General features: G+C 38.3%; 20 protein-coding genes. 1 reads left to right on the top strand and 19 read right to left on the bottom strand.

The window, feature by feature from the left end:
• Genes AEA09_RS04685 through cymR form a run of 4 tightly spaced genes read right to left on the bottom strand, consistent with a single transcriptional unit; the run spans position 1 to position 3,472 of the window.
• On the bottom strand, positions 1-660 hold the full coding sequence (locus AEA09_RS04685; protein WP_053582732.1) for a tetratricopeptide repeat protein: 660 nt from the start codon (positions 658-660) through the stop codon (positions 1-3).
• A 50-nt stretch (positions 661-710) separates the two neighbouring features.
• Positions 711-1,835: a tRNA 2-thiouridine(34) synthase MnmA gene (gene mnmA / locus AEA09_RS04680; protein WP_053582731.1), complete on the bottom strand. Its 1,125-nt coding sequence runs from the start codon at positions 1,833-1,835 to the stop codon at positions 711-713.
• A gap of 21 nt (positions 1,836-1,856) precedes the next feature.
• Complete coding sequence (locus tag AEA09_RS04675; RefSeq protein ID WP_053582730.1) at positions 1,857-3,002, bottom strand: cysteine desulfurase family protein; 1,146 nt, start codon at positions 3,000-3,002, stop codon at positions 1,857-1,859.
• Between the two features lie 50 nt (positions 3,003-3,052).
• Complete coding sequence (cymR, locus tag AEA09_RS04670) at positions 3,053-3,472, bottom strand: cysteine metabolism transcriptional regulator CymR (protein ID WP_053582729.1); 420 nt, start codon at positions 3,470-3,472, stop codon at positions 3,053-3,055.
• Between the two features lie 135 nt (positions 3,473-3,607).
• On the opposite strand from cymR, the gene AEA09_RS04665 reads away from it, so the two are divergent.
• A complete protein-coding gene (locus tag AEA09_RS04665; protein ID WP_053582728.1) occupies positions 3,608-4,900 on the top strand; it encodes a replication-associated recombination protein A in 1,293 nt (430 codons plus the stop codon).
• A 529-nt stretch (positions 4,901-5,429) separates the two neighbouring features.
• Here AEA09_RS04665 and AEA09_RS04660 read toward each other — a convergent pair.
• From AEA09_RS04660 to nagA, 15 genes are all read right to left on the bottom strand, one after another.
• On the bottom strand, positions 5,430-7,589 hold the full coding sequence (locus AEA09_RS04660) for a methyl-accepting chemotaxis protein (protein ID WP_053582727.1): 2,160 nt from the start codon (positions 7,587-7,589) through the stop codon (positions 5,430-5,432).
• Positions 7,590-7,915: 326 nt separating this feature from the next.
• On the bottom strand, positions 7,916-8,431 hold the full coding sequence (locus AEA09_RS04655) for a hypothetical protein (protein WP_053582726.1): 516 nt from the start codon (positions 8,429-8,431) through the stop codon (positions 7,916-7,918).
• A gap of 221 nt (positions 8,432-8,652) precedes the next feature.
• Positions 8,653-9,039 carry a hypothetical protein gene (locus AEA09_RS04650; protein ID WP_053582725.1) on the bottom strand — a complete coding sequence of 129 codons (387 nt, stop codon included), beginning with the start codon at positions 9,037-9,039 and terminating at the stop codon, positions 8,653-8,655.
• A 98-nt stretch (positions 9,040-9,137) separates the two neighbouring features.
• Entirely contained in the window at positions 9,138-9,899 is a 762-nt protein-coding gene (locus AEA09_RS04645; RefSeq protein WP_053582724.1) for a tRNA threonylcarbamoyladenosine dehydratase, read from the bottom strand.
• 363 nt (positions 9,900-10,262) lie between these two features.
• Positions 10,263-11,243 (bottom strand): N-acetylglucosamine kinase, encoded by a 981-nt coding sequence (locus tag AEA09_RS04640; protein ID WP_053582723.1) that lies wholly within the window; start codon positions 11,241-11,243, stop codon positions 10,263-10,265.
• A 79-nt stretch (positions 11,244-11,322) separates the two neighbouring features.
• Positions 11,323-12,405, bottom strand: a complete 1,083-nt coding sequence (locus AEA09_RS04635; RefSeq protein ID WP_053582722.1) for a DUF871 domain-containing protein — start codon at positions 12,403-12,405, stop codon at positions 11,323-11,325.
• A gap of 33 nt (positions 12,406-12,438) precedes the next feature.
• The gene (locus AEA09_RS04630) at positions 12,439-13,710 is read right to left on the bottom strand and encodes a PTS sugar transporter subunit IIC (protein WP_053582721.1); all 1,272 of its coding nucleotides are present in this window, start codon (positions 13,708-13,710) and stop codon (positions 12,439-12,441) included.
• A gap of 47 nt (positions 13,711-13,757) precedes the next feature.
• Complete coding sequence (locus tag AEA09_RS04625) at positions 13,758-14,078, bottom strand: PTS sugar transporter subunit IIA (RefSeq protein WP_053582720.1); 321 nt, start codon at positions 14,076-14,078, stop codon at positions 13,758-13,760.
• Between the two features lie 12 nt (positions 14,079-14,090).
• Positions 14,091-14,402: a PTS sugar transporter subunit IIB gene (locus AEA09_RS04620; RefSeq protein ID WP_053582719.1), complete on the bottom strand. Its 312-nt coding sequence runs from the start codon at positions 14,400-14,402 to the stop codon at positions 14,091-14,093.
• 279 nt (positions 14,403-14,681) lie between these two features.
• A complete protein-coding gene (locus AEA09_RS04615) occupies positions 14,682-15,869 on the bottom strand; it encodes a GNAT family N-acetyltransferase (protein WP_245622779.1) in 1,188 nt (395 codons plus the stop codon).
• A gap of 32 nt (positions 15,870-15,901) precedes the next feature.
• Positions 15,902-17,620: a phosphoenolpyruvate--protein phosphotransferase gene (gene ptsP / locus AEA09_RS04610; RefSeq protein ID WP_053582718.1), complete on the bottom strand. Its 1,719-nt coding sequence runs from the start codon at positions 17,618-17,620 to the stop codon at positions 15,902-15,904.
• A complete protein-coding gene (locus AEA09_RS04605) occupies positions 17,614-17,883 on the bottom strand; it encodes an HPr family phosphocarrier protein (RefSeq protein ID WP_053582717.1) in 270 nt (89 codons plus the stop codon). Before AEA09_RS04605 ends, ptsP begins: the two co-directional genes overlap by 7 nt.
• A 19-nt stretch (positions 17,884-17,902) precedes the next feature.
• A complete protein-coding gene (locus AEA09_RS04600) occupies positions 17,903-18,619 on the bottom strand; it encodes a sugar isomerase domain-containing protein (RefSeq protein ID WP_053582716.1) in 717 nt (238 codons plus the stop codon).
• Between the two features lie 4 nt (positions 18,620-18,623).
• Positions 18,624-19,346, bottom strand: coding sequence for a GntR family transcriptional regulator (locus AEA09_RS04595; protein ID WP_053584608.1), 723 nt, complete (start codon positions 19,344-19,346; stop codon positions 18,624-18,626).
• A gap of 14 nt (positions 19,347-19,360) precedes the next feature.
• A complete protein-coding gene (gene nagA / locus AEA09_RS04590) occupies positions 19,361-20,536 on the bottom strand; it encodes an N-acetylglucosamine-6-phosphate deacetylase (RefSeq protein ID WP_053582715.1) in 1,176 nt (391 codons plus the stop codon).
• Positions 20,537-20,689 lie beyond the last annotated feature (153 nt).

Genomic DNA, 20,689 nt, shown 5'->3' with positions numbered 1-20,689 from the left:
TTAGTTAAAGCGTTGTGCAATCATATCGTAAATATAGCGCGCTTGATCATATTCAGGTTGTAATGTGAATGCTTGTTTTAAGTGATACATCGCATCCTCTGTTTTTTCAGTTGATACGGCATATAACACACCTAAATTATAATGTGCATCGGCATTATTCCAGTCCTGCTCAATAATGAAGTCTAGTTCCTTCTTCCCTTCATCGAACATCTCTAATGCACATAAAACAATTGAGTATGCTAAACGGATTTGCATATCTTCTGGAGCTAATTCCGCTGCACGTTGTAAATATGGTAAAGCTAGCTTTGGATTTTCTAGCTTCTCAAAGCATTTACCCATCATATAATAGACGTCAGCACCTTGAATATTATGCTGTACCGCCATCTCATACAACTTCACTGCTTCTGCATAACGTTCTGCATTGTAATATAAATTTGCTAAGCCATAGTACGCTGTTGCAGTTGTTTCATCAACTGTAATCGCCTTTTGGAAGAAACGCTCTGCACGTTCAGTATCATCTAATACTGCTAATAGATTGCCAAAGTTCACGTAACCAATTGCATTTTCTGGCTCTGATTCAATGGCTTGCGTAAAAAGTTGTGCTGCATCCTCGTAGCGTTTCTCTTGAAATGCTAAAATACCTTGTTCATTAAAATCCATATTTTTCACCTCTACGTAGCGAAAGACTGCCTAAGCAGTCTCATCGCAAGTTATCCTACATATGTTAGTTTTTCGTTGTTTTTAAATACTTCATCAATTGTACCGCCACCAAGACATACTTCGCCGTCATATAAAACGACTGCTTGACCTGGTGTAATTGCACGTACTGGCTCCGCAAATGTAATATGTGTACGGCCGTCTGCTAAAATTTCCACTTCAACCGGTGTATCCGTTTGACGGTAGCGGAATTTCGCTGTGCAAGAAAATTTCCCGGGCAATTTTTTTGTCGAAGTATAGCTCATTTTCACCGCTGTTAACGAAGTCGAGTACAAGGCATCATGGTGGAAGCCTTGACCAACAAGCAATACATTACGCTCTAAGTCTTTTCCAAGAACAAACCACGGCTCACCGTCGCCACCAATACCGAGGCCATGACGTTGACCAAGTGTGTAATACATTAGCCCGTCATGTTGTCCCATTACCACGCCATCCATTGTCTCCATTTTTCCGGGTTGTGCTGGTAGGAATTGACTTAAGAACTCTTTAAAATTACGTTCGCCAATGAAGCAAATGCCTGTAGAATCTTTTTTCTTTGCTGTCGCAAGACCTGCTTCTTCCGCAATTTTACGCACTTCTTTTTTCTCAATATCACCGATTGGGAACATCACATGAGCTAGCTGTTCTTGTGATAATTGATTTAGGAAATACGTTTGGTCTTTATTTTCATCGACACCACGTAGCATTAATACTTCTCCATCACCACTGCGATCAATTCGTGCATAATGACCTGTCGCAAGATAATCTGCTCCAAGGCTCATAGCATGGTCAAGGAAGGCTTTAAATTTAATTTCCTTATTACACATAACGTCTGGATTTGGTGTGCGTCCTGCTTTATATTCTTCTAAAAAGTATGTGAAAACTTTATCCCAGTATTGCTTTTCAAAATTAACTGCATAGTACGGGATTCCAATTTGGTTACATACTTTAATTACATCATCATAGTCTTCTGTAGCTGTACAAACTCCATTTTCGTCTGTATCATCCCAGTTTTTCATAAATATCCCGATTACTTCATAACCTTGTTGTTTTAGCAGGTATGCAGCAACCGAAGAATCTACCCCACCCGACATGCCGACAACGACACGTATTTGTGAAGGGTCACGTGTTTCTTTCATTCGAGGTCACCTTTTCTTTTATTAATTCACCAGTCTTTTCACAATAGCTGCTGTTTTTTCCGCTGCTTGTTTTACATCTTCTTCCGTTAAGCCTTGACCGAAACTAAAGCGAATCGAATTACGTAATTCTTCAGCACCTTTACCGAACATCGCCACTAAGACATGTGACGGGTCAATTGAACCTGCTGTACACGCCGATCCACTTGATGCACAAACACCCGCCATATCAAGATTTACTAAAAACGATTCAACTTCCATCCCAGCAAAGCTTACATTGAATACATGTGGCAACACTTTCTGCGTATCGCCATTCACATGGAATGTAAGTGCTTCTTGTATAAAAACATCTAGCATAATTTGCTTAAAGCGATTGTACAATGCGCGCTTTTCCTCACGCAACTCACTTGCATTTTGTACAGCAGTAGCAAAACCAAGTACAGCCGGTACATTTTCAGTACCAGCACGACGTTTTTTCTCCTGTGCACCGCCATATGCATAACTTGCAAGGGGGGTACCAGCTTTTTGATATAGGAAGCCAATACCCTTTGGTCCGTTAATTTTATGTGCTGACACACTTAATAAATCAACGTGTAAATTCGCTACATCAATATTTTCTACGCCATAAGCTTGTACAGCATCCGTATGAAACGTCGCCTTATGGTCACGTAAAACCTCACCAATTTCAGCAATCGGTTGAATCGTACCAACTTCATTGTTGCCATACATAATTGTAACTAAAATCGTATCATCGCGAAGTGCGTTTTTAACTGCTTCTACAGAAACTATGCCTTTAGAATCTACAGGTAAATACGTTACATCATAGCCTTCACGCTCAAGCTTTTCACAGCAATGTAACACTGCATGATGCTCAATTTGTGTCGTAATGATGTGCTTACCCTCTGTACTACGCGCATAAGCCGTACCAAAAATAGCTGTATTATCAGCCTCTGTACCACCACTCGTTAAAATGATTTCACCAGGCTTTGCACCTATCGATTGTGCTAATACATCACGTGCATTGTCTATATACTTACGTGCCTCTCGACCTGCCCTGTGAACACTCGATGCATTGCCGTATACTTCACGCATCGCGACCGTCATGGCATCAATCACCTTTTCATCCATCGGTGAAGTCGCCGCATGATCAAGATATATAAATGAACTCATTTTTATTACTCCTTTAAAAATCAAATACACTTGGCTGAATGAAGATAAAGTTAAATGTAGAACATATAACCGTCTGTTGCATTTTCTTCTGTATATTGCGCAAGATCTTCAATTGATGTTGTGTCTAAAACATTTTTCACTGCATCACGAATACGTAGCCATAACTCACGTTGAGGTGCTTCCTCATTTTCAATTCCTTCTACAGGTTGAATCGGTCCTTCTAGTACACTAATGACGTTTGCAGCTGTAATTTCACTTGGTGGATTTGCTAACATATAACCACCATACGCACCACGTACACTTTTCACTAAACCAGAATTTCGTAACGGCGATACTAATTGCTCTAAATAAGCTTCTGAAAGTTCTTTTTCTGCTGCAATTTTGCGCAGTGGTATTGGCCCCTCACCGTAGTGTTTTGCCAATTCAATCATAATTGTCAGCCCGTAACGGCCTTTTGTCGAAATTTTCATTTTATCACCCTCATTTAGTCTAGTCAAAATACTAAAATCAGTATATCATAATATCCTCTCGTAGAACTCGGATATACTCCTCTAAGTATATGTTATAATACAAATTAGAACAAACGTACGAAAGGAGGGTTCCTTTTGCATAACGAACCACTGGCTTATCGGATGCGTCCGCGCACACTCGATGAAATCGTAGGTCAACAAGATTTCATCGGCCATGATACAGCACTTTATAAAATGATTCAAAACGGACATGTCCCATCGATGCTTTTATATGGTGAGCCCGGTATCGGAAAAACGTCCATTGCCAATGCTATTGCAGGTAGCTCAAAACTACCATTCTTCTCGCTAAATGCCACTCGCGCTGGCAAAAAAGACGTCGAAGACATTGTACAAGAAGCAAGAATCGCTGGAAAAGTTCTTCTTTTTTTAGACGAAATCCATCGCTTCAACAAACTGCAGCAAGATACACTTTTACCACATGTCGAGAATGGCTCGATTGTGCTAATTGGTGCAACAACAGAAAACCCCTATCATGATGTTAATCCCGCGATTCGTTCACGTTGTGGCGAAATTCATCAACTAACACGACTAACAACAGCTAATTTAATCGAACTGATTGAAAAGGCATTAGCCGATGAAAAACGAGGACTTGGCAAATATAACTTCGCACTTACAGACGAACAAATTACTCGCATAGCGAACGCCGCAAATGGTGATGCACGAAAGGCACTGACATTACTCGAATCTATTTACTATGCGAGTGATGAAGTCGAAGGACAAACTATCGCTGCTGATCATATCATCGAACATCTAATCGGACGGATTGGTGTATATGGCGATAAAAACGGCTCTCATTTTTACAACTTATTATCAGCACTACAAAAATCAGTGCGTGGTAGTGATACCAATGCCGCACTCTTCTACTTAGCACATTTACTTGAAGTAGGTGATTTAGTTGCTGTCAGTCGTCGTTTACTTGTGATGGCGTATGAAGATATTGGCCTTGCTAATCCTGATGTCGGACCGCATATGCTTGCAGCCATTCAAGCAGCCGAACGACTCGGCTTACCAGAAGCTCGGATTCCACTTGCAAGTGCTGTCATCGAAATGTGCCTAGCTTCCAAATCAAACTCAGCTATCCAAGCCATTGATGCGGCGATTGCGAGTATTCATGAAGGGAAAACCGGCGATATCCCACTTCACTTACGAGATGCTCACTATTCAGGCGCTAAGGAATTAGGCCACGTCGGCTATTTATATCCCCACAATACGCCAATAGGTACATTTGGTGGTTGGGTAGAGCAACAATATTTGCCCGACGAATTAGTTGGCACAGAATTTTACAAACCCGTCATTGCTGGCGAAGAAAAACGCATGGCTGGCATTTATGAAAAACTGAAAGTATTCCATAATCAAACAAAAAAATAACAATAGAAAGCATGCTCGACAGTGAGTATGCTTTCTATTGTTATTGATAAAACCCTATATTTTAACTTAACTATGATCATTCGGTTTCGTGAAGGGTGACTCGTTTCACCTAGGTAAGATCAACTTTCATTAAAAGCGACTCAGATGAGCTACCTTTCCCCCTATTCGACCAACATCCTTTTTCAACTCATTAAGTTGCTATAATCTTTCTGCCGTTACAACATCGAAATCATTAGGCTTTAGTTTTTATAGCATAATCTGAGCACACTATTGCGTTCTTTCATATACCTAGTGCCTATTGCTTGAACTGCTGAGCGTAAAATTATTTTTTCAATTCATCTTCACAGTCTCTCGCATCTCGATTCGCTTAGATCCAACCTGTCTTACATCATGCATTCAGACATTCCCTAGCTACCACAATTCATTTACTAAAAGTGCATCAACTACCTCTTCGTATGAAGTATAGTCAATCTTAGTTTTCGTCGCCATATATACCTCCGCAAACAAGTAGCTATATCGAGATATTATACTATTTCACTTGGAATTTCGATACAGCATGTGCCAGTGTCCCAATTACAAGTGATGCACGCTCCGTATCAAAACGTGCACGCTGAATTTGTGCCATCATTTCCTCTGTTGACTGTGAAACAATGTTCACAACGCGTACATTTTGCTCGCTGCTTGCGGCAATGCTTTGGATAATATCTTTCATTTGATCTGTTTCACGATTTTGCGAAGCATTATTGGACATCTTCATAAGCACTTCATGAACTTCTTGGATAAAACTTGCGCCTTGCTCTACCTCCGCACTACTTACCCCTATGGATTGTTGAATTCTAGCAGAGCTATTTTCGATTAACTGTAACGTTGTCTGAATTCCCTCAGTTGCTTGTTTTGTTTGGGTAGATAATTTCCGAATTTCATCCGCTACAACCGCAAACCCTTTTCCATGTTCTCCCGCTCGCGCCGCTTCAATCGACGCATTTAAAGCTAATAAATTTGTTTGCTCGGCAATGGCATTGATGGATAACACAACACTACCAATGCTTTCAGAAGCTTGCTGGAACGTGGACGTAAGCTGTAACGTATCTTGCACTTTCCCAACAATTCCTGTCATTTTAGCATTGATATCCGAGACTTGTTGCTGCGCGACATGCAATTGCTCTTCCGAACCAGCTTCCATGGCAAACATTTTCTCTTGAATTTCTTCAATTTGCCCCATTGCTTGCTGCACATCATATAGCTGTTGTTGAATAGCAACATGCATTTCCTTCATTTGAACTAACACGAGCGTTGAATCTGTCTCTACCTGTAATGTACGCTCTCGCAATATTTGGTTCGTTTCTTCAACATCATTTGAAGAATTTTGTACCTTTGCTAATAGACTACCTTGGCTATCTACAAAATTATTTAAGGCCCGCCCCATATCCCCAGTTTCATCTCGGGTTAGCATTTCTTGTGGTGTTCGTATCGTTAAATCGCCTGCGCCCTCTGCAATCTTCTGTACCATCTTCGTCATATTTTCAAGTTGATGAGTAATCGGTGCTAAACGCCGTTTCAGGAAATACGATGCTCCAGCTGCCCCATATACGACATTAATACAAAAAATGAGCAAATCAGGTAAAGAAAGTGCAGAGAGTATTTGAAATAATAAAATGTTCATCATCATAAGGGCTAAAAAGCTACTCGCCAATTTATAGCCAATCGAGCGCTCGTTATACACTTCTTCCAAATCTGCCTCACACATCATACCCCACTGATCTGGCGAATGTGGTAATTGAAATAGGACACCACTCCCTACGACCGGTATATGGCGATAATCTGCATAACCAGGAAAATCTACACACATATTGTGACCTTTAGCAATTGTCCTTGATATGCCTGAATGTAATTTTTGCGTCGCAGGATTTAAAAAAGTTAGCTCGAATTCTGTGTGGCGAGCTACTTTGACAACTCCCCACTCCTTCGTCTCAATTCCCGATTTCAGATTACCACCAAACCCAAAAGTGCTATCCTCAAATCGACTACGAGAAAGGGCAACCCCCTGCTCAATCTTAGGGTCGAAATTCGATTGTGCCATGAATAAATAATTATCTCCTGAATTTGGAAACATGTGTCCTGCCTCACGTTGAATTAAATCACCAAGTACATCATTTGGTACTCTAGCTGCTAACACACCGTATAAGTTACCGTCCTTTAAAACAGGTTGTAAAAACAGCAATGTCACCGCATCATGAAAACGAGAAGATTTCGCGCCTATTTTTTCAGTTATGGGATCAATAAACGGTCCATATAATATTGGTGTTTTCGTTTGAATAACGTGTTCAATCGCCTTATTATACACAGGATCACTTGTCATGCTATAACGCTGACCGATATGCGGAGAAAAACTCGAAGCTACTACTTCCGCTTCATTATTCATTAAAAATAACTCTGTAAAGTAGCTACTTTTTTCATTAGATTCTGTCAAGAAAGTATTCAGTACATGCTGTTCAGTTTGGACAATAACCTGTACTCGATTTTCCAAAGACAGCCATCGATCGCTTGTCCAACTTTGCAATAAATCAACTCGTGTTTTAGTGATGCCCTCAAACATTTCTTGTTTCGTTTGCGCAGTTTTTTTATTTAACTGATAATTCCACCATAAATAGCATCCCTCTTTAAATGGTATCCAACCAAATACACCCACAAGCACCACTCCTACTAAGTGTTATAATTCCTCACATGATTTATCTTTATTACCAAAAAAAACTACCAAATAATAAACAATGATAACATATGTAACATCAAAACGGAATAATTGTTAGAAAATTTTAAAAATAAGGGGCGTGACTGACTGTTTATACAATCATCCCGTCTAGATCGTTTTATTCTCCATATAGAGCTTTTATTATTCATGTAACAAACACTCCATAAAATTATTCAAATATAGTAAAATAATTCACTAAATTAGTTAAGGGAAAAGAAAAACCATCATGACTATGATTTGTCATGATGGTTTTTATAGTAAGAACTTTAATCTATTTCAATATCAACAAACTGTTTAAATTGTTGCAAGCATTGTTTGACGTTACCTTTTTGCGTCAAAACGTCTTCACATAGTAAAGTTGTTTTGGGATCGTCACCCACAATTTCTGCATAAAGAGATAGAATAGCAGTTAAAAACTCTTCACTTTCTTCTTGTTCAATATTTGGTAAAGTGCGAGCAGCTGTTTCTAGCAGTTTCTCTACTTTTACTGGTGTTTTTTGTAGTTCATTAGAAGAGTAATAAATAGCAGTTGCTAAGAAATAACACAATTTTGCACTACAATCGATAAATAAATACCAGTACGTATTTGTTGATGGTATTTCACCGTTACGTCCATCAATATAGTCTTTATAAAATGTAGTTACTTGCATGTACATTTGATTTAGTTCTTTCATTGCTTTTCTATAATTATTCGAAGTATCAATATAATCAAACACAATGCTATTCATTTTGTCTTGCAACTTTACAATATCTAAATGATCACGTATTACTTGAATTTCCATCTCTTCACTCTCCCATGTTTCATTGTTTTTTAAAACGACATTTCCACTTCCCCTTAAAGCAGTCCTGTACATTCCAAACAAAAAATCACCTGTTGTCTATATCTATTGGAATTATTCAAATTATAGCAATAAACTAAAAGAAGTAGTGGGCTCATGAAGAAAATAAGGCAATTCCGTGAATTAATAGCATTTTATAAACGCGAACTCATTTTTTGGTAGATTTATACTCTTTGTACATAGTATTCAAACAGAGCCTTTTCGTTTTTAACATTAATTATTTCCATAATACAACCATCTACGTATTTTCTTATCCTTTTATTTGGTACATAAAAGTAGACATTATTATTCACAAGCCAATTGCTTAACGTGAACTCGCCGGTAGATTCCTGATCAATTAAAATATGTTTATGGCGAAGGACATCTGCCATTTTATAAAAATTTTCTGATAGCTCATAGGCGGAGACATCAAAATTAAAAATTGGCACCACCACTTCTGCTGGGTCAAAAATATGCAATGTTTTCTGTTCTTCATCAATCGCTAACTCAACCGTACTAATTTCATCGAATAAATTTAACCCTCGATATTCCATTTGATAAATTTGCTCCATATGAACGCCTCCTCTTTTTTGACGTTCCTATTGTAACATAAGAAGACCATAAAAAAAGACATGCTAAATCGTAATTCCGCATGTCTTTTTTCCTTTATTTAATCTTGAACGCGAGTGATTTTCACGTCTGCTAAAATCGTATTAATGACCCAACTCGCAGCGATTAAACCAGCTACTGATGGTACAAAGGCATTTGAAGATGGTGGCATTTTCGCTTTACGAATGGCTGCATCAGGTTTCCCTACATGCTCTACTACATCCTGGCGAACGACAATCGGACTTTCATCTGAGAATACAACTTTCACACCTTTATGAATTCCCTCTTTACGAAGTTTCGTACGAATCACTTTTGCTAGTGGATCCGTATGCGTTTTCGAGATATCCGCAATTTGGAAACGTGTTGGATCCATTTTATTGGCAGCACCCATACTTGAAATGATTGGGATATTGCGTCTCAAACATTCCTTCATAATATGAATTTTATAGATCACCGTATCACTTGCATCAATAACATAATCAATCCCTTGTGCGAAGAAATCTTCATACGTTTCCTCTGTATAAAACATATGCATATCAATGACTTCACATTCAGGATTAATATCAGCAATTCGCTCTTTCATGACAGCCGATTTTGACTTTCCGACAGTCGAAAGGTAAGCCACTAATTGACGATTTATGTTTGTAATATCAACATTATCCTTATCGACTAAAATAATGCGCCCAACACCGCTTCTTGCACAAGCTTCTGCTGCAAATGAACCGACACCGCCAACCCCTAAAATCGCAACCGTTGTATCTTTTAATTTCTCGAGCCCTTCTGAACCAATAGCAAGCTCATTTCTTGAAAATTGATGTAACATAACTACACTCTCCATCTATATGAATTTTCTCTTCATTAATTAATAATACCGCTGTCTTTGAGCCGACTGAATAATAGTAAACCTAGTTATATACTAAGGTAAAGGCAAATCTATTTGTATATTTTATCATGAAATTCTTCAAGTGAAAAATAGTATCTAAAAAAAGTACCCTTAGACAAGGATACTTTACAGTTTCAAGCAATATTTACTTTTATTAAATTCATCACCAAAAATGAAAAATAATATTTGATTAAAATGTGTATTGATTTTAGAAAGCTCATCGGACACCCCCGTAAAGCGTTCAGCCGGAACGGAAATCAACCCCAATTTATAGTAATGAGCATTTTTATTATGTAGAATCACTTACACACCCCATTGTGTGTATTTTTCATGGAACGTTTCTACAAAATTCGTATCGACTTGGATACCCTCTATTTTTAATGCACCGACCACAGCTCCACCAATCGGCTCTAGCAATGTTGAGATAAAGCGTAACGGTAGTTGCTCAATAGTTGCTAATTGTTCTAACTTTGGTAAGAACAATGTCTTGTTGGAAAATACACCACCTGCTAATACCACTGGGACGGCTCCATTGTCCCAAGACATCATATGGTAACACGTTTTGATTGCATGATAGAACTTTTCACACGCTTCATGAATAATGGCATTTGCTACAACATCGCCTTTTTCAGCAGCCTCATGAACATATCTACTTAACGGCGCAATAATTGTCCGTGGATGCTCTTCGCTATAAATACAATCAATCAATTGTGCCACGTTATCCACAGAAAAATGCTCTAATAAAGCACTACATAATGCTGTTGGCAACGTTCTCTTATCATAGCTTTGAAATACCGCCCTAAGCGCCTGAATACCAAGATCGTAACCACCACCCTCATCATCAAATAAGTATCCCCATCCCCCAACTCGATGTACAGCATGCTGGCAATCATAACCCAACGTAATGGTGCCTGTCCCTGCAATTTGTACAATACCTTCTTGTCCTAGGGTTCCTGAATAGAGAGCAATTAAGGCATCATTTTCAATGACAATAACAGCGTCATTCCCGATATATTCACGTAGTATCGCCTCTACAGTCTTTTCCGCATTTTTTTCCTTCACACCCGCCATACCAGCGAAGCAACTGTGAATGGTTGCAAATACTTGTGGGTTTTGTACTTGCAATGACTCTAACAGATTGCGAATCGTAGCTTCAAAATGCTGTGCATCCATTGCAGTAGGATTACTCCGTCCAGTTACGATTTTTGCGTGCACATGCCCAAACTCATCACTAATAACAGCTGTTGTTTTTGTCCCACCGCCATCAATCGCTAATACATACATTGCCCTTCCCCCTAACATCCCTATCAATAAAAGGATTGAGCTAATACCTCTAGGCTCAACCCTTTTATGATCATACTTATTATTTTGTAAAACCAAATGACGACCACGGTTGAATTTGGTTAAGTAGGAAACGCTCCTCTTCCACTACTTTGGCCACTACATTCGTACAACCCGAATTCGGCATTTCCTTTAATACGACTTGCAATTCCCCTTTGTAACGAACATCCAAATCATTATCGATTGTGACATCACCTGGCTCTAAATCATGTGTATCATGAGCAGGGAAGTTATCGTTTTTATACTTAACTCGCGATTGTGTACTACGAATGACATATTCTGAAACATCACCACGATTAAAGTGTGGTTCATTAAAGATCACCGCTTTTTCTAATACACTCGTTTCTGCTGCAGGTATGACCTTGAGCTCTAGCTTATTTCGATTTAATTGCCCTAAAGCCCGAAGCTCTTCCTCTGAAGCGTACATATTTCCAATAATACAATCATCAATTAAACCCGTATGCCACAAATCCTTAGCTTGAACAGTAATTGGTAGATGGCGATGCTCCTCTAATGATGGCAGACCATGTGGCGTCTCCTCCCAAGGGCCAAACTTAGCATATTGAGATGAAATCATAGCTGCCGTACGAATATTATGATCCTTAAACAGCTTCGATGCCGTCAAAAAATGATGACGAGCTAGCCCCGTATACTGTCTTGGATAAAAATTATGACAGCCGGTAATATTCTCTCTGTTCGGTTGGTAAGATAAAATATTTTCGACATACTTTGTGCCATTACTAATATTTAACTCTACTTTCAAATTGCAAGCATCCAGTGACATAAATGCTTCCTCTTGACCTGAAAAACCCATATCTAAACGTAAAGCCGCTAAATGATAATGCTCTTTAAAATAAGCAATATCTCTATACGTTAAGCCTTGTTCTTCAAAAACTTGCGGCGCAATATCAGCAGAAATATCAAAGCCGAGTTGTTTAGCAAATAGATTGATTTGTTGAAGTTTTGTTCTTTCCTCATCATTTTTCATAGACATTAAGCAAGTGAATATACGGTCAAAGCCGTTGTTATGTGCTAGCTGAATATAATTTTGCATTTCCTCTAATGAGCTATGTTGAGGATAAATGGAAATTCCTAATCTTCTCACTTTGTATACCTCCACTGATAATCAATTAAAATTTTATTGTTTTATTTCAACATTCTCTGTTTTTGCAACGCGGTTAGCCATTGCAACGAACGGTAGGTAAATACAAATCGATACAACGATCAACACGATACTAAGCGCAGCACCTTGCCATGATTGTGTAACTAAGAATCCATTAATAATCGGTGGCGTTGTCCATGGTGCCGCAATTGTTGCTGCTGGTACTAAGCCCCACTTTGTTGCAAAGTAAGCGATTGAAACGTTAACCATTGGCGTTAAAATGAATGGTACGAATAAAATCGGGTTTAATACGACTGGTAAACCGAATAGTAAAGGTTCATTGATATTGAATATACCTGGTGCAGCTGATAATTTTCCGACTGTACTGTACTGCTTGTTCTTTCTGGCTATTAAGAAGATTGCGAGAATTAAGGCGATAGTCGTACCTGAACCACCCATATTAACGAATGCATCTAGGAATGGTTTGTTAATGATATACGGTGCTACTTTGCCAGCTTCAAGTGCTAATAAGTTAGCTTCGATTGCTGGTAGGTTAATAGTTTGTAAGAATGGATCAATAATGTTGGCACCATGTACACCTAGAGTCCATAAGAACGTTGGAATGAATGCTAAAATTAAGGCTGCAGTCCACGAATTTGTTAAACCCATAAACGGCTCTTGAATTGTCGAATAGAATGTACCTACAATATCCGGGATATCGAATCCTGCTGAAATTATAGTACGAATTAATGCAAATAAACCAATAGTAATCATAGCTGGCAGCAAAGCTGCAAATGATTTAGCAACTGCTGGCGGTACGCCATCTGGCATTTTAATCAGCAGCTTACTATTTCCAGATAATTTACAAAACACTTCTGCAGAAAGCAACGCGGCTATGATAGCGATAAATATTCCGCCGGTTCCTGTTGTTAAGCCAGTTAAGCCACCTTCACCAAAAGTTCCGAATGTCATATAACTTGCAAAACCGATAACTCCTGCCGAAAGGCCATCTTTGTCATAACCTTTTGCTAGGTGATAAGCAATACAGAATGATAACAAAAGGGAGATAATTCCGAAAGTAGCCCCCCATACATTACCGCCCCATTGTGTCCAAGTTTCATGCTTCCAAATGGAATCAAGTGCATTTTGGTAAAACTTAATAGGTAAGGCATTAATTAATACTGCAAACGATCCAACAATTGTTAGTGGCATTATCGTAATAAAGCCGTCACGGATTGCAACTAAATGACGCTGACTACCAACTCTTGCAGCTACCGGTACAAACTTCTCTTCTAAAAATCGGAACATCTCACACACTCCCTTTTGTTTTTTATCATTAACATCCCTTTTTGATGTTATTCCCCTTTGATACGTTCATATAAATCTATCATTTCTTTTGCTAAATCTCGAAAAGTTATTGCATTCATTAAATGATCCTGTGCATGAATAAGCAACATGGATACTTCTACTTTTTCGCCTCTAGCTTCTTGTGTCAGTAAACCTGTTTGTGAATGATGTGCTGCTGTTAAAGATTCATTCGCCAATTCAATCTTTCTTCTCGCCTCTTCAATCTCACCTTTTTTTGCTAATTGAATGGCTTCCATACATTCACTTTTTGTATTGCCACTATGCACAATTAAGCCCATAACGGATTCCATCATTACTGTTTCTTCCATATGTCTGCCTCCTCACCCAATTAGCTTTAAAGCTTGTTTTAATACATTTTCACCATTCATCATGCCGTAATCTGCCATGTTGATGACATCGATTGGTACATTCTTTTCCTTGTACTTCGATTCAAATGTTCCTTTTAAATAACGCACTTGTGGTCCTAGTAATAACACGTCGACGTTTTTGCTTTTTAAGATTTTATCAACTTCATTTTCAGCGATGGCATAAATGTCTGCCTCGATATTTTGTTCCTGTGCTGCCTTTTGCATTTTTGATACAAGTAAACTAGTACTCATTCCCGCTACACAAACTAACATAATGTTTTTCATATTTAGCACTCCTTCTATTTGATTAAATTCGTTCCTGCAAATCTAGAGTATCCACAGAAAGCTTTAACATTATTTATGCCTGTAAAATCCCACTAAATGTAATCGCTTTCTTACACTGAGAATAGCACCGATTGGTATATACCACAACAGTTTTTTACACATTTTTTCCCAAATATACAAACTGAATTTACTGGGCTATCGTCACAATACTGGTAAATAAATGATATGACACAACTGGTATAGTCCACTTAAAATTTCAAAAAAATTTTCTTTAACTACCTAAAAGTACTCATAAAAAGCTGGTCGACCACTAGGGATAGTTCCTTGCCAATTATCGATTACTTCTTTTGTCACTCCTCCGTTTGCATAGCGTAACGTATCGTTAACAGTTAGATATCCGACCATCATCGCTGAAAACACATGGATAGGTAATGCTAAGATATGCTTATCCTCGACCAAATTTTCATCCATTTCTTCTACATGACCATTTTTATTTATTTTATAAAGATTTTCATTCCAAGGTCCAAATGTATCTTTAATATAAACATACAATGGTTGCCGAATGTCTCCCCACGGATAGCGTTTCAAAAATTCAAAAACATACACTATTCTTACCATGACATCTTTCGTAATTTCCTGTTTAAATTGAGGTTGCTCAAAATGAAAACCAAAGTGACTATTATTCGATGTTACGCCTTCAATTGTCTTGACACTCGCAGTATGTGACGTAATAAAGCGCCATATAGCTTGTTCAGCTACACTATCTTCTGCTACAAAATCTTTAATCAAAAAGGTTAAATTACTAATTTCATAGCGTACATAACCTGCAATTTGATGGTCACGGTAATAGGCAGCTAAGTGACTGTTAGGCTCCCTTCTGGCTAACCGTTGCCACCACGCCCCATCGCGCTTCATACTACCGTTATTTTTTATGGCTTGCTCATTAAAGAATTGTTGAATCTCCTGAAAAACCACCTCTTCCGGCCATTCAAAGCTCATCCGTTTTACAACATCCACTTGGTGACCAAAGTTGGGAAACGCTTCGTTTGGAATCGAATAATGCAGTTTTTCAAAAAATAATTCCCATCCAAAATATCGGTAAAATGATACTGAAAAAGGGGCTAACACAGATATAAATTGCCCATTTTCCCGCATTTCCTTTAATGACTGTAGCATTAGCTTCTTCATAATCCCTTGGTTACGATGTTCAGGATATGTGGCAACAAAACCAATGCCACCCATTTCATAACTCACACCATGCACCGTCATATTAAGTGGAAGTACCAATAACTGCCCAACAACTTTTTCCTCATTATATGCGCCCAGCGTTAGGCTATGCTCAACCCAATAATGAAAATCTTCTCGACGAGTTCCTGCATATTTATTCGGAAAACAATAATCCCTTAATCGATGTACTTGTTGATAATCTTCTGGTGAAATTAGTTTAATTTCTATAATAGATATCACCCTCCAACTAAAATCACGAAACATTCAATCTATTAATCAGAAACTACGAGATGATTTCGTACATATTGTTCGACATCCGCTGCAGTAGCTAACATCAGTATGTCCTCAACATGTTTCATTAATGGCTCTTTCGCAAGTTTAGTAATTTGTGCCCTAGTCTTTAATATAGCTGATGCATTCATTGAAAATTCATCTAAGCCAAGTGCGAGTAATATAGGAATTGCTATCTCATCCCCCGCCATTTCTCCGCACATACCTACCCATTTCCCATGACGATGTGCTGCATCAATAACATTTTTAATGAGCCTTAAAACAGCAGGATGATATGGTTGATATAAGTATGAGACGTTTTCATTCATACGATCGGCTGCCAATGTGTATTGGATTAAATCATTTGTGCCAATAGAGAAAAAGTCCGCTTCCTTTGCAAACAAATCTGCAATAATTGCAGCGGATGGAATTTCAATCATCATACCGACTTCAATTTTCTCAGACACTGTATATCCTTCATTCTTTAAATTTTGTTGCTCTTCTAGTAATAATGCCTTGGCGGCTCTAAATTCCTCAAGTGTCGCTATCATCGGAAACATAATTTTCAAATTCCCATAAACACTAGCCCGTATTAAAGCACGTAGCTGGGTACGGAACATTTCTTGTTGATCTAAACATAAGCGAATTGCACGGTACCCTAAAAAAGGATTCATTTCTGGCGCTAATTTTAAATAAGGCAGATTTTTATCACCGCCAATATCTAAAGTTCGTACTACTGTCGGCTTGTCTTGCATTTTCTCAAGAACTGCACGATAAACGGCAAATTGTTCTTCCTCATTCGGTAGCTCTTGCCGATTCATATAAAGAAATTCTGTCCGAAATAAACCGATGCCATCACCACCATTTTTGACTACCGTGTCTACATCTTCTTGCTTGCTAATATTACCGGCAATTTCCACAGCATAGCCATCAGCACTCACACTCTGTAATGAACGATATTGTGTAAGATCTCTTTGCTCGTCTTCATATGCTTTTTGTTTGGTGACGTAATATTCGGATAATTCATTCGTTGCGTTTACTATAATTTCCCCATTTGCACCATCAATAATAATAGGCGCACCATGTTTAATAGTCTTCGTCGCTGTTTTTGTCCCTACGACTGCAGGGATTTCCATTGTACGTGCCAAAATCGCTGAATGTGAAGTTCTACCACCAATATCTGTAATAAAGCCCTTCACATACTTTGTATCTAATTGTGCTGTCATAGAAGGTGTTAAATCTTCTGCTACTATAATAACGTCCGAAGTCAAACGGCTATAATCTGGTATCGTCACGCCTAATAAATGTGCCAATACGCGTTTTGCCACATCTCGAATATCTGCTGCTCTCTCCCGCATATATTCATTATCCATCGCCTCGAACATATCTATAAACATTGTAGATACTTCGTGCAAGGCGTATTCGGCATTATTACCTTCATTGATTTTCACTTCAATAGCAGACAGCATCTCTGGATCTTCGAGCAGTAAAAGGTGTGCAGAAAATATAGCTGCTTTTTCTTCACCAAATTTGTGCTCAGCCATTTCACATATTTCTTGTAATTCCAGTTTAGATGTTGCTACAGCATTCTTAAATCTAGTATTTTCTGTACCAGTATCTAACACTTCTACCCTATTAAAAGTTAAATCAGGTTCGATTAAACAATAAGCTTTGGCTAGGGCAATGCCATTGGAAACAGCAATTCCCTTCAATTCTAGCATTCTTCACCAATTCCTTTAGTAATGATTACTTCTGTTACTGTTTCCATAAGTTTGTCGGCGTCCACCCCATTAGCAGATATCGTTACAACTCCTCCAGGTAGAATTCCTTGTGACATTACGCCCATGATAGATTTTAAGTTAACTGATTTTTCTTTATATATAAGTTCTACCTCGGCTTTAAATCCTGTTACGGCAGAAACTAAAAGCGCTGTAGGCCGTGCATGTAAACCTTCTGGCGTAGTTATTTTAAATGTTTTTTCCATCAATAAAACCTCCATTTCATTAAAAGTCAATACGACCCTCATATTTAGCAATCATTGAGCTATTATGCGTTTGATTGCTTGTTACGTTTGTGCTTTCAAAAACAGGCAATACATCCATTTGGTCCGCCATTTTCTCAATCACTTGGCTCAATAAAGTATTTAACATTGTAGAACCAACAACTGTTGAAGCTGGTCCATACTGCATGCCAAATCGACTCAGTACACCATCGCCAACCGGTACATGTGTATCTAGCACAAAATCAACAATATCCTCAAGACGTTTTCCACTTCGATGTCGAGATGGATGGACTTTATAAGCTAATGACTGAAGCGACACCACTGGTATCCCCTGCTCTTTTGCTAATAAAGCAGCCTCTATCGGTGCATTATTACGCCCAGAAGTGGAAATCACCATAAGAACATCCTGTTCATGAAAATTAAATTGTTGTGCATGGCTTTGAATGATTTCAGGATCTTTTTCATTTTTAGAAGAGTTTAATGCCCCCGCATGAAGTGTTAATGGCTCTATAATAATTGGACGAACAGGCACTAAGCCCCCCGCGCGGTAAAATGCCTCCTGCGCCAATAAATGTGAGTGTCCACATCCAAATAATTGTAAAACACCCCCGTTTTGAAGTCGCTCTACTATTACTCGTGAAGCTCTTTCCATACTTACATATTCCTTCTCTAAAACAAGATGCAAAAGTTTTTGTACTTCTTGAAAATAAGTATGCATAGTATCACCTTTTTATTTCACTTATGAATTTGTATCGATCCGCACGATAAATACTACGTACCAATTCGAATGGAACACCATCCGCTAAAAAACTTGTACGTTTTATGATTAACACAGGAGCAGTGTTATTGATTTGCAAATACTTACTGTCCTCATTGGCTACAATCGCAGCCTCCATTTGTTGAATGGCATTACCAATTTTCTGATGAAATTTCGCTTCAATTAATGCATAAAGAGAACCCATAATTTTCTTTTCATCTAATTCAGGATACACTTTAGCTGGAATATACGTTCTTTCTATAGCCATCGGTTTTGAATTTGCACTTCGAATCCTTACTACAAAGAATACCTCTTCGCCTTGTTCTAATAGTAAGTCCCTTGCTATATCCATCGGCGGCACAATTTTTTCAAAGCGTAATACCTTGCTACTCGGCTCCATTCCTCTTGCTTTCATATCCTCAGTAAAGCTTGTTAAGCCCATTAAAGGTTGTTCTAGCTTGGGATTAGCCACATACGTGCCCCGCCCTTTTTCACGATAGAGTAAACCACTATTCACTAAATTCGTAATGGATTGACGTACTGTCATGCGACTTACATCGAATTGCAAAGATAGTTCCCTTTCAGAAGGAATATTTTCACCAATCTTATATTCTTCTAAATAAATTCGTTGCTTTAATATCTCTTCTATTTGTACATAGATAGGTATATGAGAATTTTTATCTAACAAAATTTGCACCATCCTTATAGCTTTTCTTCTTCAGGACTCTCAAATACTACTTTACCTCTACAAATAGTTTTTTGCACATTCAATTGTTGATCTAGTATGACAAAATCAGCATCATAGCCTTCTGCAATACAGCCTTTTGTTGCTAACTGCAACTGCTCCGCTGCATTTGTTGAAGACATCGCTACAAGCTCTTGTAAAGAACAATTCGTCACGGTTTGCATATTTTTCACCGCTAATTCCATCGTTAAGACACTACCAGCCAGTGCTCCACTCGATAAATGTGCTCCTGTTTTTGTCACAGATACAGTTTGACCACCTAAATCATACTCGCCGTAGGATAGTCCTTTTGCACGCATCGCATCTGTAATTAAAATAAGCCCAGATGCTCCCTTTGAACGGTACGCTAACTCCACTGCTTTTGGATGACTATGCACAAAATCAACAATCACTTCCACTTTCACGTTATCTTCTACTAAAACACTACCTACTACACCAGGTTCCCGGTGATGAAAGGGTCGCATTTGATTAAATAAATGTGTCGCTTGCTTAGCCCCTAATTGCACAGCTTTTTCTACTTCTTCCGTAGTTGCATCAGAATGTCCTATCGAAACGACAATCCCTTGTTTACTAAGCTCTTCAATAAATTCAAAGCCACCTTCGATTTCAGGAGCTATCGTAATTTGTTTAATACGTTCGCCGCTCAATTCCTGCCATCGATTGAATTGCTTAATAGATGGTAGCTTAATATATTCAATAGGTTGTGCTCCGGCTCGTAAGGATGAAATATACGGGCCCTCAACATGCACACCAAGAAGTTCCGCCTCATTTTCATCATTTTCATATAGCGCTATATTTGCTAATGCCTTTTCGATAGCAGAACCAGCTTGTGTCATCGTTGTTGCTAAAAAGCTTGTTACACCCTCTTTGACTAACGAATGTGCCAAATTATGAAGCGCGTCATCTGTTGCATCCATCGCATCATTACCCGATGAACCATGAATATGCATATCAATATAGCCTGGGAACAAGAGCCAACCTTTGCCCTTCGCATTGATTACTTGGTCTGCTACTACTGTTAATGCTTTACCGACTCTTTTAATTCGACCATTTTCAATGAATACATCACCATCAAATGGAACTTGATCATGATTCACAATGGTACCGTTTAAAATTAAAAATGTATTGGCCAATTTTACACCTCCATCAAAAAACAATTTCTCTCCCCAACAACAGGTATAGTTGTCTATACCAATTATAAAGCGTTTACAAATAAAAATAAAGCAATTTTTACTGTTATATGTAATTTTTTCTTATTCTATACTTTATTACCGTAAATTTAGTAT

Source organism: Lysinibacillus contaminans, from assembly GCF_001278945.1.
Classification (GTDB): Bacteria; Bacillota; Bacilli; order Bacillales_A; family Planococcaceae; genus Lysinibacillus; species Lysinibacillus contaminans.
This window is presented reverse-complemented; position numbering and strand designations above follow the sequence as displayed.